At 68.3% G+C, this 15,434-nt stretch carries 20 protein-coding genes; 17 read left to right on the top strand and 3 right to left on the bottom strand.

What is annotated here, in order from left to right:
• The first annotated feature begins 2 nt into the window (after window positions 1-2).
• The 16 genes from rpmC to SA2016_RS14865 all read left to right on the top strand — a co-directional run bounded on the left by rpmC (window position 3) and on the right by SA2016_RS14865 (window position 10,743).
• On the top strand, window positions 3-323 hold the full coding sequence (gene rpmC / locus SA2016_RS22525) for a 50S ribosomal protein L29 (RefSeq protein WP_066499519.1): 321 nt from the start codon (window positions 3-5) through the stop codon (window positions 321-323).
• Entirely contained in the window at window positions 320-610 is a 291-nt protein-coding gene (gene rpsQ, locus SA2016_RS14935; RefSeq protein ID WP_066499517.1) for a 30S ribosomal protein S17, read from the top strand. The genes rpmC and rpsQ overlap by 4 nt, the downstream gene beginning before the upstream one ends.
• A gap of 482 nt (window positions 611-1,092) precedes the next feature.
• The gene (locus SA2016_RS14930; protein WP_066499515.1) at window positions 1,093-2,124 is read left to right on the top strand and encodes a hypothetical protein; all 1,032 of its coding nucleotides are present in this window, start codon (window positions 1,093-1,095) and stop codon (window positions 2,122-2,124) included.
• A gap of 446 nt (window positions 2,125-2,570) precedes the next feature.
• The gene (gene rplN / locus SA2016_RS14925) at window positions 2,571-2,939 is read left to right on the top strand and encodes a 50S ribosomal protein L14 (protein WP_003803789.1); all 369 of its coding nucleotides are present in this window, start codon (window positions 2,571-2,573) and stop codon (window positions 2,937-2,939) included.
• A 3-nt stretch (window positions 2,940-2,942) separates the two neighbouring features.
• Complete coding sequence (gene rplX, locus SA2016_RS14920) at window positions 2,943-3,305, top strand: 50S ribosomal protein L24 (RefSeq protein ID WP_066499514.1); 363 nt, start codon at window positions 2,943-2,945, stop codon at window positions 3,303-3,305.
• Window positions 3,305-3,883 carry a 50S ribosomal protein L5 gene (gene rplE, locus SA2016_RS14915; protein ID WP_066499504.1) on the top strand — a complete coding sequence of 193 codons (579 nt, stop codon included), beginning with the start codon at window positions 3,305-3,307 and terminating at the stop codon, window positions 3,881-3,883. Before rplX ends, rplE begins: the two co-directional genes overlap by 1 nt.
• Window positions 3,884-3,958: 75 nt before the next feature.
• A complete protein-coding gene (rpsH, locus tag SA2016_RS14910) occupies window positions 3,959-4,357 on the top strand; it encodes a 30S ribosomal protein S8 (RefSeq protein ID WP_066499502.1) in 399 nt (132 codons plus the stop codon).
• An 18-nt stretch (window positions 4,358-4,375) separates the two neighbouring features.
• Window positions 4,376-4,912, top strand: coding sequence for a 50S ribosomal protein L6 (rplF, locus tag SA2016_RS14905; RefSeq protein WP_066499501.1), 537 nt, complete (start codon window positions 4,376-4,378; stop codon window positions 4,910-4,912).
• A gap of 2 nt (window positions 4,913-4,914) precedes the next feature.
• The gene (gene rplR / locus SA2016_RS14900; RefSeq protein WP_066499495.1) at window positions 4,915-5,298 is read left to right on the top strand and encodes a 50S ribosomal protein L18; all 384 of its coding nucleotides are present in this window, start codon (window positions 4,915-4,917) and stop codon (window positions 5,296-5,298) included.
• 26 nt (window positions 5,299-5,324) lie between these two features.
• Window positions 5,325-5,987 (top strand): 30S ribosomal protein S5, encoded by a 663-nt coding sequence (gene rpsE, locus SA2016_RS14895; protein ID WP_174835348.1) that lies wholly within the window; start codon window positions 5,325-5,327, stop codon window positions 5,985-5,987.
• Between the two features lie 3 nt (window positions 5,988-5,990).
• Complete coding sequence (gene rpmD, locus SA2016_RS14890; protein WP_066499491.1) at window positions 5,991-6,197, top strand: 50S ribosomal protein L30; 207 nt, start codon at window positions 5,991-5,993, stop codon at window positions 6,195-6,197.
• The gene (rplO, locus tag SA2016_RS14885; protein WP_066499489.1) at window positions 6,197-6,676 is read left to right on the top strand and encodes a 50S ribosomal protein L15; all 480 of its coding nucleotides are present in this window, start codon (window positions 6,197-6,199) and stop codon (window positions 6,674-6,676) included. Before rpmD ends, rplO begins: the two co-directional genes overlap by 1 nt.
• A 258-nt stretch (window positions 6,677-6,934) precedes the next feature.
• Complete coding sequence (gene secY, locus SA2016_RS14880) at window positions 6,935-8,251, top strand: preprotein translocase subunit SecY (RefSeq protein WP_066499488.1); 1,317 nt, start codon at window positions 6,935-6,937, stop codon at window positions 8,249-8,251.
• Window positions 8,248-8,829 (top strand): adenylate kinase, encoded by a 582-nt coding sequence (locus SA2016_RS14875; RefSeq protein WP_066499487.1) that lies wholly within the window; start codon window positions 8,248-8,250, stop codon window positions 8,827-8,829. Before secY ends, SA2016_RS14875 begins: the two co-directional genes overlap by 4 nt.
• An 87-nt stretch (window positions 8,830-8,916) precedes the next feature.
• Window positions 8,917-9,744: a type I methionyl aminopeptidase gene (gene map, locus SA2016_RS14870; RefSeq protein WP_371326632.1), complete on the top strand. Its 828-nt coding sequence runs from the start codon at window positions 8,917-8,919 to the stop codon at window positions 9,742-9,744.
• Between the two features lie 75 nt (window positions 9,745-9,819).
• Window positions 9,820-10,743: an NADP-dependent oxidoreductase gene (locus SA2016_RS14865; protein ID WP_066499481.1), complete on the top strand. Its 924-nt coding sequence runs from the start codon at window positions 9,820-9,822 to the stop codon at window positions 10,741-10,743.
• 81 nt (window positions 10,744-10,824) lie between these two features.
• Here SA2016_RS14865 and SA2016_RS14860 read toward each other — a convergent pair whose 3' ends face one another.
• Genes SA2016_RS14860 through SA2016_RS14850 form a run of 3 tightly spaced genes read right to left on the bottom strand, consistent with a single transcriptional unit; the run spans window position 10,825 to window position 14,062 of the window.
• A complete protein-coding gene (locus tag SA2016_RS14860; RefSeq protein ID WP_066499479.1) occupies window positions 10,825-12,171 on the bottom strand; it encodes an ABC transporter substrate-binding protein in 1,347 nt (448 codons plus the stop codon).
• Window positions 12,172-12,215: 44 nt separating this feature from the next.
• A complete protein-coding gene (locus SA2016_RS14855) occupies window positions 12,216-13,115 on the bottom strand; it encodes a carbohydrate ABC transporter permease (protein WP_066499477.1) in 900 nt (299 codons plus the stop codon).
• Window positions 13,112-14,062: a carbohydrate ABC transporter permease gene (locus SA2016_RS14850; protein WP_084249566.1), complete on the bottom strand. Its 951-nt coding sequence runs from the start codon at window positions 14,060-14,062 to the stop codon at window positions 13,112-13,114. The genes SA2016_RS14855 and SA2016_RS14850 overlap by 4 nt, the downstream gene beginning before the upstream one ends.
• Before the next feature lie 267 nt (window positions 14,063-14,329).
• Here SA2016_RS14850 and SA2016_RS14845 point away from each other — a divergent pair, with 267 nt between their 5' ends.
• Window positions 14,330-15,406, top strand: coding sequence for a P1 family peptidase (locus SA2016_RS14845; RefSeq protein WP_066499476.1), 1,077 nt, complete (start codon window positions 14,330-14,332; stop codon window positions 15,404-15,406).
• Window positions 15,407-15,434 lie beyond the last annotated feature (28 nt).

Here is a 15,434-nt window from a genome sequence, read left to right as displayed (position 1 = left end):
GAATGGCAGTCGGTTCGAAGGACATGACGGCTGAGAAGCTCGACCAGCTGGACAACGAGCGCCTCTTCGAGGAGCTCAAGAAGGCCAAGGAAGAGCTGTTCAACCTGCGCTTCCAGTCGGCCACCGGCCAGCTCGAGAACCACGGCCGCCTCCGTGCGGTCAAGAAGGACATCGCCCGCATCTACACGATCCTGCGCGAGCGCGAGCTCGGCATCCGTGCCGAGGCCGCCCCCGTGGTCGCCGAGACGAAGGACACGAAGAAGGCGGCTAAGAAGGCTGCCAAGGCCGAGCCGGCCGAGGCTGCCGAGGAGGACGCCAAGTGAGCGAAGAGAAGAACCTGACGGAGAACGCTGCCGAGCAGCGCGGCCACCGCAAGACGGCCCGCGGCTACGTCGTGTCCGACAAGATGGACAAGACGATCGTCGTCGAGGTCGAGGACCGCGTGAAGCACTCGCTGTACGGCAAGGTCATCCGCCGCACCGAGAAGCGCAAGGCCCACGACGAGAACAACACCGCCGGCATCGGCGACCTCGTTCTCATCGCGGAGACCCGTCCGCTGTCCGCCACCAAGCGGTGGCGCCTCGTCGAGATCCTCGAGAAGGCCAAGTAACCCTTCGCCCCTCGCGGTTCCCGCACCCGTGCCGACGGCCCGTCCCCTCTCGAGGGGGCGGGCCGTCGCCGTTGGCGGTTTCTTTTGGGGGCACCTGGGGCGGGGGCACGGCGGGACGCACGACGGCGGTCGCCCGCCTCCCGCTGCCGGATCGCCATCTGACGGCGCCGGGTCCGGCCCCGAAGTGCGCCTTCGGCCCGAAGCGCCCACCGACAGTTCGCATCTCGCCGTCCAGTCCTCCTTGCGCGGACTTGGATGCGGGAAGTGCACTTCTCGCCGGGGCCATGGGCTGAACCAGCACTTCCCCAAGGCCGAGCCCGCGCGCGATCAGGACTTCACGGAGACCTGGGGACTTCGGGAGCACGCACTGGGTCCCCCACGGGCGCCTGGCATTCGTCCTCCACAGGGGGTGGGCAGGGCATGTCGCCCACATGAGCAGTGCCCGGCGTCGATAGCCCCGGGGCGGCGGCCAGCATGGGTCTATGAGCGCACCCGGACAGGCCTCGGACACAGCCATCCTTGATCTGCTGGCCCGTGACTCGGATCCACGGAGGGCCTTCGCCGCCGGTGACCTCGTGAGGGTCCGCCGGGGCTGCTACTACCCGACGGACGTCTGGCTGGCCCTGACCGATGCCGAACGCTTCCGGCTTGCAGTGGCGGCCCACGCCTGGACGCATCCAGACGCAGTGTTCTGCGGTGAGACGGCGCTGTTCCTCAGGGGCATCCCTGTCGTCAAGGTGCCTCCGACCATCGACGTCGCGACCTCGTCGACCACGCGCTTGGGGATCAGGCCGTCGTCGTTCGCGGTCCGGGGCGCGACGGAACGCTCGGTTCGCGCCCTCGGATCGGCGCCTCCGCCTCTCCGACGCCACTTCCACGCGACTGCGATGCCGCAGGAAGTCCCCGGCTATCTCACGGTGCCCATCGTGGAGGCACTTGTCGAGACGATGGTGCACGCCAAGTTCGCCCGCGCGCTCACGGTCGCCGACGGAGTGCTCCGCCTCGACGCTGAAGCGCCTCTGCTCGACCGGGCACCTGTCCTCGGGGCCATCACTGCGCTGCGGTACGCCACCCATCGGCGGCGCTGCGAGGCTGTTGCATCGCTTGCACGGGCTGGAGCCGAGTCGCCTGGCGAATCGGTAAGCCGGGCGCTCATGCTGCGGTTCGGCTTCCCCGAGCCCGTTCTGCAGCGCGAATACGCGGATGCCCAGGGCCTCATCGGCAGGACTGACTTCGCGTGGCCCCCCGGAACGGGGGCCGCCCCGACGCCCTCCGGCAAGGAGCGGGTGGGGGAGTTCGACGGGTGGGGCAAGTACTTCGACTCCGAGCTCAACGGAGGCGAAAGCCCAGTCGCGGTGATCAAGAGGGAGAAGAAGCGCGAGAACCGGCTCCTCGCGCTGGGCCATCCGGTGCTCCGCTGGACGTGGGCGGAGCTCGAACAGCCGGCGAGGTTCCGCTCGATGCTGGTCGCCAGTGGTCTCCCCCCATCCCGAAGTGCAGCTTTCGCCCTGTAGCGCAGGTGACGCTGGCTTCCCACCCGTCGAAGTGCCGATTCAGCTGCGGGCGGTCGGCGAGAAGTGCACTTCTCGCCGTGCAGTCGCTTGAAGGCGGACTTCGTGGCGAGAACGGGACTGAGGGCGCAGGGAACCCGGCGCGGGAGCCCTGGGGGATTCGGGCTGGACACGCGCGCCGTGCTACGATATTGAGCTTGTACGGCTGGCTTCGCCATGCCGTCGAAAACCTCGTGAACCATCGTGCCACCGCATAATGCCCTTCTGCCGAAGGGGAGCGCCCCGGCGCTGTCCTCGGGCAGGAAGGGGACACATGCGCGCGGCACGGTGATTCAGGCCCGATCTGGCCACATCCAGGCGGGTCGAGAGACGCCCCATCAACCGTTCCGCAAGGCTCGCTCTGCAGCAGGACCGCAGGTGCGAGAACCAGCGAGACGTTAGGAGTAGAAGTGATTCAGCAGGAGTCGCGGCTCAAGGTCGCCGACAACACGGGTGCGAAGGAAATCCTCACCATCCGCGTTCTCGGTGGTTCGGGCCGCCGCTACGCAGGTATCGGCGATGTCATCGTCGCCACCGTCAAGGATGCAATCCCTGGCGGCAACGTCAAGAAGGGCGACGTGGTCAAGGCCGTCATCGTCCGCACCAAGAAGGAGCGCCGCCGCGCGGACGGCTCCTACATCAAGTTCGACGAGAACGCGGCAGTCATCCTCAAGAACGACGGGGATCCCCGTGGCACCCGTATCTTCGGCCCGGTCGGCCGCGAGCTGCGCGACAAGAAGTTCATGAAGATCGTCTCGCTGGCTCCGGAGGTGCTCTGACTCATGGCCGCAAAGATCAAGAAGGGCGACCTCGTCCAGGTCATCACCGGCACCAAGCAGGACAAGGGCGGTGACAAGGGGAAGCAGGGCAAGGTCCTGAAGGTGTTCCCCGAGGACAACCGCGTCCTGGTTGAGGGCATCAACCGCGTGACCAAGCACACCAAGGTGGGCCAGTCCCAGCGCGGTACCAAGACCGGCGGCATCGAGCAGGTCGAGGCCCCGATCCACATCTCGAACGTGGCCCTCGTGGACCCCGAGACCAAGAAGCCCACTAGGGTCGGCTTCCGCCTCGAGACCGTGGAGAAGGACGGCGTGCAGAAGACCGTCCGCATCCGCTACTCCAAGGCCACCGGGAAGGACATCTGATGACTGAGACTGTCGAGACTCCGGTCAAGGTCGTTCCTCGCCTCAAGGCGAAGTACGCGGAGACCATCAAGCAGGCCCTCCTCGAGGAGTTCAAGTACGAGAACGTGAACCAGGTCCCGCGCCTGGTCAAGGTTGTCGTCAACATGGGCGTCGGCGACGCCGCGAAGGACTCCAAGCTCATCGAGGGCGCTGTGCGCGACCTGACCCTCATCACGGGCCAGAAGCCGCAGGTCACCAAGGCCCGCAAGTCCATCGCCCAGTTCAAGCTGCGTGAGGGCATGCCCATCGGCGCCTTCGCGACGCTCCGCGGCGACCGCATGTGGGAATTCGTGGACCGCCTCGTCTCCCTCGCGCTGCCCCGTATCCGCGACTTCCGCGGCCTCTCGGGCAAGCAGTTCGACGGCAACGGCAACTACACGTTCGGCCTCACCGAGCAGGTCATGTTCCACGAGATCGATCAGGACAAGATCGATCGCCTCCGTGGCATGGACATCACGGTTGTCACCACCGCGAAGACCGACGACGAGGGCCGTGCGCTTCTGAAGCACCTCGGCTTCCCGTTCAAGACCGAAGACTGAATCGCTACGTGACAGGTCCGCATCGGGCGCACAGCCCGGAACGGAAACCGGCACGAGGAAGGGCATGAGCCCACAATGACTATGACTGATCCCGTCGCAGACATGCTTACTCGTCTGCGCAACGCCAACGCGGCCTACCACGACGACGTCACGATGCCGTCGTCGAAGCTGAAGGTGCGCGTGGCCGACATCCTGAAGGCCGAGGGCTACATCGCCGGCTGGAAGGAAGAGGACGCCGAGGTCGGCAAGAAGCTGACCCTCACGCTCAAGTTCGGTCCGAACCGCGAGCGCTCCATCGCGGGTGTCCGCCGCATCTCCAAGCCGGGCCTCCGCGTGTACGCGAAGTCCACGAACCTCCCGCACGTCCTGGGCGGCCTCGGCATCGCCATCCTGTCTACCTCTTCGGGGCTCCTGACTGACCGTCAGGCCTCCAAGAAGGGCGTGGGCGGCGAAGTCCTCGCATACGTCTGGTAAGGGAAGGAAGAAGAAGATATGTCCCGCATTGGACGTCTCCCCATCACCGTCCCGTCCGACGTTGAGGTCAAGATCGACGGACCCGTCGTGACCGTGAAGGGCGCCAAGGGCGAGCTGGTCCACACTGTGGCCAGCCCCATCGAGGTCTCCCTCGACGACACCACCCTCTCGGTGACCCGTCCCAACGACGAGCGCCTCTCGCGCTCGCTCCACGGCCTGACGCGCACGCTCCTGTTCAACATGATCGAGGGCGTGACCAAGGGCTACGAGAAGAAGCTCGAGATCGTCGGCACCGGTTACCGCGTGCAGGCCAAGGGCTCGGACCTCGAGTTCGCGCTCGGCTTCTCCCACCCGGTGAACATCACTGCCCCCGAGGGCATCACGTTCGCCGTCGAGGGACCGACGAAGTTCTCGGTCTCCGGCATCGACAAGCAGCAGGTCGGTGAGGTGGCTGCCAACATCCGCAAGCTGCGCAAGCCCGACCCGTACAAGGGCAAGGGCATCCGCTACGCCGGCGAGGTTGTCCGCCGCAAGGTCGGAAAGGCTGGTAAGTAACCATGGCTCTGGGCATCAACAAGAAGCGCGCCGCCAAGTCCAAGCAGCAGGCTCGGTCCCGTCGCCACTTCCGCCTCCGCAAGAAGGTCGTCGGCTCTGCCGAGCGTCCCCGTCTGGTCGTGAACCGCTCCTCGCGGCACGTGTTCGTCCAGGTTGTCGACGACAGCAAGGGCGTCACGCTGGTCTCCGCCTCCACGCTCGAGGCCGACCTCCGCTCGTTCGAGGGTGACAAGACCGCCAAGGCCAAGCGCGTCGGCGAGCTCATCGCCGAGCGTGCGAAGGCTGCGGGCATCGAGGCCGTCGTGTTCGACCGTGGTGGCAACAAGTACCACGGCCGCGTGGCTGCGATCGCGGACGGCGCACGTGAAGGTGGGCTGGCCCTGTGACCGCTGAGAACAACGAGAAGGTTAACGTGACCGAGCAGAATGCAACCGAGGCTGCCGGCTCCGCTCCCGCTACCGAGGATCGCCGCGGCGGTCGTCGTGGCGAGGGCCGCGGCCAGGGCCGTGGCGATCGCGGTGGCCGTGGCGGCCGCGACAGCCGCGACGCCGAGAAGAGCCAGTTCATCGAGCGCGTGGTGACCATCAACCGCGTCGCCAAGGTCGTCAAGGGCGGCCGTCGCTTCAGCTTCACCGCCCTCGTGGTGGTGGGCGACGGCAACGGCATGGTCGGCGTCGGCTACGGCAAGGCCAAGGAGGTCCCCGCGGCCATCGCCAAGGGCGTGGAGGAGGCCAAGAAGTCCTTCTTCCGCGTCCCGCGCGTCGGCACCACCGTCCCGCACCTGGTGCAGGGCGAGGCCGCCGCTGGTGTGGTCATGCTCCGTCCGGCTGCCCCGGGTACCGGTGTGATCGCCGGCGGTCCGGTGCGCGCCGTGCTCGAGTGCGTCGGCATCCACGACGTGCTGTCGAAGTCCCTCGGGTCCTCGAACGCCATCAACATCGTCCACGCGACGGTGGAGGCGCTCAAGAGCCTCGAGGAGCCGCAGGCCGTGGCCGCCCGCCGTGGCCTGCCGCTGGACGAGGTTGCTCCGGCTGCACTCGTGCGGAACCTCCAGAACACGAAGGCAGGTGCATGAGTCATGGCGAAGAACCTGACTCCCTCCGACGCCACGTTGGAGATCACTCAGATCAAGGGCGTCATCGGCGCCAAGCAGAACCACCGCGAGACCCTGCGTTCGCTCGGCCTCAAGCGGATCGGCCACACGGTCACCCGCAAGGCCGACGCCGTGACCGTGGGCATGATCAACACGGTTCCGCACCTCGTGAAGGTTGAGGAGGCGAAGTAATGGCAGAGAAGGCCAAGGAGCAGAGCTCCGAGAAGAACACGGCCCTCAAGGTCCACCACCTGCGTCCGGCCATCGGCGCCAAGACCGCGAAGACCCGTGTGGGTCGCGGTGAGGGCTCCAAGGGCAAGACCGCCGGCCGTGGCACCAAGGGCACGAAGGCCCGCTACCAGGTCAAGGCCGGCTTCGCGGGCGGGCAGCTTCCGCTGCACATGCGCCTGCCGAAGCTCCGCGGCTTCAAGAACCCGTTCCGCGTCGAGTTCCAGGTCGTGAACCTGGACCGCATCTCGGAGCTGTTCCCCGAGGGCGGCACCATCGCGGTCGAGGATCTCGTGGCCAAGGGCGCCGTTCGCAAGAACGAGCCGGTCAAGGTCCTCGGCTCCGGCGACATCACCGTCAAGGTCGATGTCACGGCGCACGCCTTCTCGGCCTCGGCCGAGGAGAAGATCGCCGCAGCCGGCGGCTCCACGACCGTCCTCTGAGACGAGACGGAGCGCGGCTGACGCCGTGAAGCGCAAGGCCCCGGCCGGCGTCGTGCACACCGCACGACGCCGGCCGGGGCCCCTCGCGTTAAGGCGCGCCCACCGCACGGAGGGTGCCGCTCGTCGCAGGACGGCCCGGGCGATTATCGGCTCGGGGTCCCGTGCGGCTAGACTCAAGAGCTGGACCTCAGACTCCGGAGCACTGACCCGTGTCTCGGAGCGTCGACTCTACATTCCTCGACACGGGGGAGGAGAAGCGTGCTTTCTGCGATCGGCCGGGCTTTCCGGACGCCCGACCTGCGGCGCAAGCTGCTGTTCACGCTGGGCATCATCGCTATTTTCCGGCTCGGGGCGTTCATTCCGTCCCCGGGCGTGAACTACCAGAACGTCAAGGCCTGCCTCTCTCCCGGTGTGAGCGGACAGGCGACCGGCATCTACCAGATGCTGAACCTGTTCAGCGGCGGCGCTCTGCTGCAGGTCTCGATCTTCGCCCTGGGCATCATGCCGTACATCACGGCGAGCATCATCGTGCAGCTGCTGCGCGTGGTGATCCCCCGGTTCCAGGAGCTCTACGACGAGGGCCAGGCCGGCCAGACGAAGCTCACCCAGTACACGCGCTACCTGACGATCGCGCTGGGCCTGCTGAACGCCACCACGCTGGTGTCGCTCGTGCGCTCGGGTCAGCTGTTCCCGAACTGCCAGCTGCAGATCATCCCGGACACGTCCGTCATCGCGACGGTCCTCGTGGTCATCACCCTGACCGCCGGCACCGGCCTCATCATGTGGATGGGCGAGCTCGTGACCGAGAAGGGGATCGGCAACGGCATGTCGCTGCTGATCTTCACCTCGATCGCGGCGCAGTTCCCCGCCTCCCTCGGCGCGATCTGGACCTCCAAGGGCCCGGGCACCTTCTTCATCGTGCTGGTGGTCGGCCTCGTCACCATGGCGCTGGTCATCTTCGTCGAGCAGTCGCAGCGCCGGATCCCGGTGCAGTACGCCAAGCGCATGATCGGCCGCCGGACCGTGGGCGGCACGAGCACGTACATCCCGATCAAGGTCAACATGGCGGGCGTCATCCCGGTCATCTTCGCCTCGTCGATGCTGTACCTCCCCGCGCTCGTCGCGCAGTTCAACACCCCGCACGACGGCTCGGCTCCGGCCGGCTGGGTCGAGTGGATCAACAACAACCTCACCCGCGGGGACCATCCGGTCTACATGGTCATCTACTTTGTGATGATCGTGTTCTTCACCTACTTCTACGTCGCGATCACCTTCAACCCTGAAGAGGTCTCCGACAACATGAAGAAGTACGGCGGGTTCATCCCCGGCATCCGTGCCGGCCGGCCCACTGCGGACTATCTGCAGTACGTACTCTCGCGCATCACGCTGCCGGGTGCCCTGTACCTCGGCATCGTGGCTCTGATCCCGCTCATCGCCCTGGTGCTCGTCAATGCCAACCAGAACTTCCCGTTCGGCGGCACGTCGATCCTGATCGTGGTGGGCGTCGGCCTGGAGACGGTCAAGCAGATTGATGCGCAGCTCCAACAGCGACACTACGAAGGACTACTGCGATGACGAGAATGCTCCTTATTGGCCCTCCCGGTTCCGGCAAGGGTACCCAGGCGGAACGAATCTCGGACCGCCTCGGTATCGTCGCGATCTCCACGGGCGACATCTTCCGCTACAACGTCAAGGAGCAGACCCCGCTCGGCGTCGAGGCGAAGAAGTACATGGATGCCGGCGACTTCGTCCCCGACTCGGTGACGAACAAGATGGTCCGCGACCGCCTCACGGAGGACGACACGGCCAGCGGATTCCTCCTCGACGGGTACCCGCGCACCGTCGCGCAGGTCGAGTACCTCGACGGCATCCTGGCCGAGAAGGGGCAGTCGCTCGACGTCGTGCTCCAGCTGACCGCGGACGACGACGAGCTGGTAGCCCGACTGCTCGGCCGCGCCAAGGAGACGGGCCGCAGCGACGACACCGAGGACGTGATCCGTCACCGCCTCGAGCTCTACCACACGCAGACCGAGGCGGTCGTGTCCCAGTACGCGGACCGCGGCACGCTGACCAAAGTCGACGGCATCGGCGCCATCGACGAGGTCACCGAGCGGGTCCTGGCGGCCATCGAGTCCGTCAAGTCCGCCTCGTAGGCGGTTTCAGCAGTACGACGTGCGGCGCCGTCCGGTGGGATTCCCCCCGGGCGGCGCCGCACGCACTTTGTGAGGGAGGAGCCCATCGTGGGCAGCCAGCGGAAGATCGAGTACAAGAACAACGGGCAGCTGCGGATCATGGCGGAGGCCGGGGTGCTGCTCAGCCGCGCCCTCGACGCCGCGGTGGCGGCCGTGGCGCCCGGGGTGACGACGGACGAGCTCGACGCCGCGTTCGCCGAGGTGGTCGACGCCGCGGGCGCCCAGTACAACTTCCTCGGCTACTACGGCTACCCCAAGCACATCTGCGTCTCCGTCAATGACGAGGTGGTGCACGGCATCCCCGGACCGCGCCGGCTCGCCGAGGGCGACGTGCTCTCGATCGACGGCGGCTGCGTGGTGCGCGGCTGGAACGCCGACTCGGCGCGGACGGTGATCGTGGGGGAGGGCGACCCCGAGGACGTTCGCCTGTCCGAGGTGACGCGCGCCGCCGTGTGGGCCGGCATCGCGGCCTTCGCGCGCGCCTCCTACGTGGGCGAGATCGGGGACGCGATCGACGACTTCGTCTCCGCGCAGGAGGGTGCGCCGCTGGGCATCCTCGAGGACTACGTGGGCCACGGCATCGGCTCCGCGATGCACATGGCGCCGGACGTGCTCAACTACCGCACCGGCCACCGCGGGGCGAAGATCAAGCCCGGCATGGCCCTCGCGATCGAGCCGATGCTCGTGCGCGGCTCGATCGAGACGAAGACCCTGGGCGACGAGTGGACCGTCGTCACGACGGACGGCTCGCGGGCGTCCCAGTGGGAGCACTCCGTGGCGCGGCACAGCGGGGGCATCTGGGTGCTCACCGCCCCGGACGGCGGCGCCTCCGAGCTCGCGCCCCTGGGCGTGACTCCCGTGCCGATCCCGGCCTGACGTTCCCGCTGGTTCCGCCGGACGCCGGCCACCCGCCGGGGAATACCCGCCGGTAGCACCGCGTTGGGCCCGGGTATGAAGGCCATTGCATACGACCACTTCGGATCCGCCGACGTCCTCGAGCTCAAGGACCTCCCCGACCCGCACCCGGGCTCCGACTCGGTGCTCGTCCAGGTGAAGTCCGCGAGCCTGAACCCCGTGGACTACAAGGTGCGCGAGGGCTACCTGCAGGGCGTGATCGACGCCGTCTTCCCCGTGGTCCCGGGCTGGGACGTGGCCGGCGTCGTGGTCAAGGCCGGGCTGGACACCCCGGAGTTCGCGGTGGGCGACGAGATCCTCGCCTACGCCCGCAAGGACGTCATCTCCGGCGGCACCCTCGCCGAGCTCGTCGAGGTGCCCGTGCGCACCGCGGCCCGCAAGCCCGAGGGCCTCAGCTTCGAGGACGCCGCGGCGCTGCCGCTCGCGGGCCTCACCGCGCTGCAGACCGTGCGCCGGGCCGGGGTCGCCGCCGGGTCCACCGTGCTCATCCACGCGGCCGCGGGCGGCGTGGGCTCCTACGCGACCCAGCTGGCAGTCCTCGCCGGCGCCCGTGTGGTGGGCACCGCCTCGGAGGGCAACCACGACTACCTGCGCTCCCTCGGCGCCGAGCCCATCGCGTACGGCGAGGGCCTCGTCGAGGCGGCGCGCGCCCTGGCCCCGGAGGGCTTCGACGTGATCCTCGACTTCGTGGGGAAGGGCGCCCTGGACACCGTCCCGCAGCTGCTGCGCGCGGGCGGCACCGCCGCCTCCATCACCGATCCCGCCGCCCGCGACGAGTACGGCGGCCAGTACGTCTGGGTGCGCCCCGATGCGGCCGACCTCGCCGAGCTCGCCCAGCTCGCCGCCGACGGCAGGCTCAAGGTCGAGGTCGCGGACCTCGTCGAGCTCGCGCAGGCCGCCGACGCGTACCGGACCCTCGAGGGCGGCCACGTGCGCGGCAAGCTCGTGGTCCGCCCCTGACGTGACGCGACCCGCCTGACGCACGACGGCGCCGCCCCCCTTCGGAAGGTGGGCGGCGCCGTCGTGCGTGGCCGGGGTGCGCTACGCCTTGAGCTTGGGCTTCACGTCCTTGTCGTAGATGCCCTGCAGCGTCTTCTTCAGGTCGCCCATGGTGGACTTCACGTCGGCCTGCTGGGTGACGATCTTCGAGACGGCCTTGGCCATCTCCTGGTCGGCGCCCGGCAGGAACACGCGCGCGTTGTCCTGGACCTTGGTCACGGCAAGCTGGTCGATCGCCGTCTGGATCTGCGGGGTCTTGGCCAGCACGGCCGTCATGTCCGCGGACTTGTTGACCGGCATGTACCCCGTGGCCCCGGAGAAGGCCGCGGCGTTCTCCGGCTGGCCCACGAACTTGATGAACATCGCCGCGGCGAGCTGCTGCTCCTTGGAGATCCCGGAGGGGATGCCGAGGCCCGCGCCGCCCGTGGGGCACACCGGCTTGGTCGCCTTGGGGCCGCCGGGGAGGAAGCCGACGCCCACGTTGAACTTGGCCGTCTTGAGCACGCCCACGAGGGAGCCCGTCGAGGAGATCGTCGCCGAGGCGATGCCGCCGCCGAAGTCCGCCGAGGAGTCCTTCGAGGACACGCCGGCCCACTTGTCCTTGTACACCGAGTCCTGGATCCACTGCATCGCGGCGACGGCGTCGTCCGAGTCGCACGTGATGTCCCAGCCCTTGGACCAGCCCGAGCCCCAGCCCCACAGGTTGTTCTGCAGGGTCCAGCCCGCGTAGTCGGCCAGCGCCGGGTACATGTACGCGTACTGGGCGCCCGAGGCGGCCTTGATCTTCGGGGCCCAGTCGCCGAACTCGGACCACGTGGCCGGGGCCCGGTCGGGGAGCCCGGCGGCCTTGAAGTGGTCCTTGTTGTAGTAGAACAGCGGCGTGGAGCGCGCGTACGGCATGGCCCACTGCTTGTTCGCGTACTGGTAGTCCTGCACGAGCGAGTCGCGGTAGTCGCTGAGCTTGATGCCCAGCTGCTTGATCGCGGAGTCCATCGGGATGATGTTGCCGTTGATGTAGTAGCGGAACCACCACACGTCGGAGAGCAGCACGACGCCGGGCAGCCCCGAGTTCGCGGCCTGCGCGGTCTGGAACTTCTGGGCGATCTCCTCGTAGTTGGCCCCGGCCGTGACGAGGTTGACCTTGATGCCCGGGTTCGCGGCCTCGAACTTCGCCACGAGCTGCTTCTCGATGTCCTCGGACTTGCCCGGGTGGCTGGACCAGAAGTCGATCGACGCCGCCGGCTTGACGTCCTTGAAGTCGATGTCGGCGACCGCGGAGCTCGCGCTGCTGCCGGAGGTGTCGGGGCCGCCGCACGCGGCGAGGGCCGCTACGGACGCGCTGGCGCCGGCGAGGCCGAGGAAGTGCCGACGATCGAGTCGGAATGCCATTGCTTGTGCCTTTCGTAGGTGCTGGAAGGTGATGGAGCGGTCCGCTACCCGGTGACCGAGCCTTGGGTGAGGCCGGCGACGATGTAGCGCTGGAGCATGGCGAAGATGACGAGGACGGGCACGATCACGAGGACCGCGCCGGCCATGAGGATGCCCCAGGAGCCGGTGCCGCTCTCGGAGTTCTGCAGGAGGGTCAGCCCCACCGGGAGGGTCATGACCTCGGGCTTGTCCGTGATGATGAGCGGCCAGATGTAGTCGTTCCACTCGGAGACGATCGTCACGAGCGCCACAGTGGCGATCGAGGGCACCGAGACCGGCACCACGATGCTCCAGAGCCGCTTCCAGTGGCCCGCGCCGTCGATCTCGGCGGCCTCGAGGATCGAGCCCGGCAGGGTCATGAAGTGCTGGCGCAGCAGGAAGGTGCCGAACGCCGTGCCGAGGCCGGGCAGGATGATGCCCCACAGGGTGTTCTTCCCGCCGATGCTCGCGATGAGCACGTAGTTGGGCAGGATCGCGACCTGGGAGGGCACCATGAGCGCCACAAGGATCAGGATGAAGACGATGTTCTTGAACGGGAAGCGCACGAACACGAGTGCGTAGGCGGTCATGATGGCGAGGGTCACCTTCACGACCGCTCCGACCGCCGTGACGATCGTCGAATTGAGGAAGAACCGCGCGAACGGGACCGTGGTCATCGCCGTCTTGTAGTTGTCGAGGTTGACCGACTGGGGGAGGACCTTGAGGTCTGTCGTGACGATCTCGCCGGGGGTCTTGAACGAGCTCACGACCATCCACAGCAGGGGCAGCGCCACGATGAGCGTGGCGATGATGAGCGGAACGTAGCCGCCGGCGATGGTGCGGACCAGGTTCTGGGACGAGAACGGGCGGGGGCGCTCGGGCTCGCCGGCGGTCTCCGTGACGGTGACGGGTGCGGGGGCGGTCATGCGTAGTGCACCTTCCTCTCGACGAAGCGGATCTGCACGACCGTGATCACGAGCAGGATCACGAACAGGATCACCGAGATCGACGCCGAGTAGCCGGCCCGGTTGTAGGAGCCGAACGCCTGCATGTACGCCTCGTAGATGAGCGTGCTCGTGCCGTTGCCGAGCGGGGTCATGATGCGGATGAGGTCGAACGCCTGGAGGCTCGAGAGGATCGTGGTGATGAGCAGGAAGAACGTGGTGGGGGAGAGCAGCGGGAGGCTGATGCTCAGGAAACGGCGGGTCGCCCCGGCGCCGTCGATCGCGGCGGCCTCCATGACGTCGCCCGGGAGGGACTGCAGGCCCGCGAGGTACACGACCGCGCAGTAGCCGAGGTTCTTCCAGATGTAGACGATGATCACCATGGTCAGCGCGAGCTGCGGGTCGTTGAACCACTGCGGGCTCGCGACGCCGAACGTGCGAAGGAACCAGGCAAGGGCGCCGTAGCCGGGGTCGAAGATGAACATCCACACCAGGCCCACGCCCACGCCCGAGAGGACGTAGGGGGCGAACACTGCCGACCGGGCGAACGTGGTGCCACGGACCTTGGCGTTCAGCGCGAGCGCGACGAGGAGGCCGAGCACCATGGACAGGCCCACGGTGAGCACCGTGAAGATCGCGGTGGTGCCGAGGACGCGCGGGGCGTCGTCGCTGCCGAAGAACGTCGCGTAGTTCTCGAAGCCGATGTTCCGGGCCGTCTTGGACCCGAGGGTCCAGTCGAGGAACGAGTACTGGAGGTTCGCGAACAGGGGCCGGTAGGTGAACACGGCGATGAGGACCAGGTTCGGCAGCGCGAACGCGAGGAAGACGAAGAAGTCGCGGCGGCTGCGGCCGGAGAAGCGGCGGCGCCTGCGCTCGGGACGGGATGGGGAGGAGGCGCCCTGGTGACGCTCCAAGGTCGACTCGCTCATGGATGAATCCTGCAAGCGGGATGGGACATTGACAAGCATTCCTTCAAGATCTGGGGTATGGGCGTGAAACCCCCGCGTAGTAGTGGACCACGGCCCAGCGGGGGCCCTGACCGGAATTTGCCCCCACCCCCAGCAAATTCCGTTCCGTGTATCCAAGAGTTCACACTGCGTTAGCGTAATGAGTGGCGTGCGCCACACCCAACGGCCGCGCCGGGGCGTAGGGTACCCGCCGTTGAGCGGGGGCAGGAGCGGGCGTTGAATGGGCCCATGGATTCCCTTCTCGATGTCCCCGGCCTCCGGGTCGGCCACGCCCAGCGCACGGACGACGGATGGCTGAGCGGGGTGACCGCCGTCGTGCTCCCTCCCGGCAGCGCCGGCGGGGTCGATGTCCGCGGCGGTGGCCCGGGCACGATTGAGACCGATGCCCTCGACCCGTCCACCCTCGTGCAGACCGTCGATGCGATCGCCCTGTGCGGGGGGAGCGCGTACGGGCTCGCGGCGGCCAGCGGCGTGCAGCTGTGGCTCGAGCAGCAGGGCCAGGGGCACCCCGTGGTGGGCGGCGTGGTGCCGATCGTCGCCGGCGCGGTGATCTTCGACCTCGGCCGGGGCGGGGACTTCGCCGCGCGGCCCGACGCTGCGATGGGCTTCGAGGCGGCGGCCGCGTGCGTGGGGCTCGAGGACGCGCCCGACGGCGGGCTCCGCGGCTGCGTCGGCGCCGGCACCGGGGCGGCGGTGGGCAGGGCCCTGTACAAGGGCGGCGTGGGGATGGCATCGGTGCGCCTGCCGGACGGCCCCGTGCCCGGACCGCCCGGGGGTGCGCCGGTGGTCCTGCCCGAGGGGATCGTGGTCGGGGCGCTCGCCGTGGTGAACGCCGCCGGGGTGCCGGTGTTCCCGGGGGCCGTGGTGGCGGCGCCCCCGGCCGAGGGGGAGGCCGAGATTGCGCAGGAGGCGGCCTCGGCCGGTGAGGGCGGTGGCTCCGGACGCGCCTCCGGACGCACCGGGGCGTCCGGGGCGCCGGGCCCCCTCAATACGACGCTCGTGGTCGTGGCGACGAACGCCTCCCTGACCCCCGCAGAATGCAAGCGCCTGGCCACGGCCGCGCACTCGGGCCTGGCCCGCGCCCTGGACCCGAGCCACACCCTCGTGGACGGGGACACGGTCTTCGGCGTGTCCACGCGGGCCATCGAGCTGGACCGCTCCTCGGAAGCGGGGCGCGTCGTCGGCCTCATGTCCGTGCAGGTCGCCGCCGCCAACGCCGTCAGGGAGGCCATCCTGGACGGGGTCCGCTCGGCAACGGCCGTGACCACCCCGGCCGGGACCTGGGAGCGATTCCCCGTGCCGTGACCTTCTCCTCTGGGCGGGCGCCGCACTG

The organism is Sinomonas atrocyanea (assembly GCF_001577305.1).
Lineage (GTDB): Bacteria > Actinomycetota > Actinomycetes > Actinomycetales > Micrococcaceae > Sinomonas > Sinomonas atrocyanea.
Note: the sequence above shows the minus strand (reverse complement) of the source record. Positions and strands in the feature narration are given on the sequence as shown.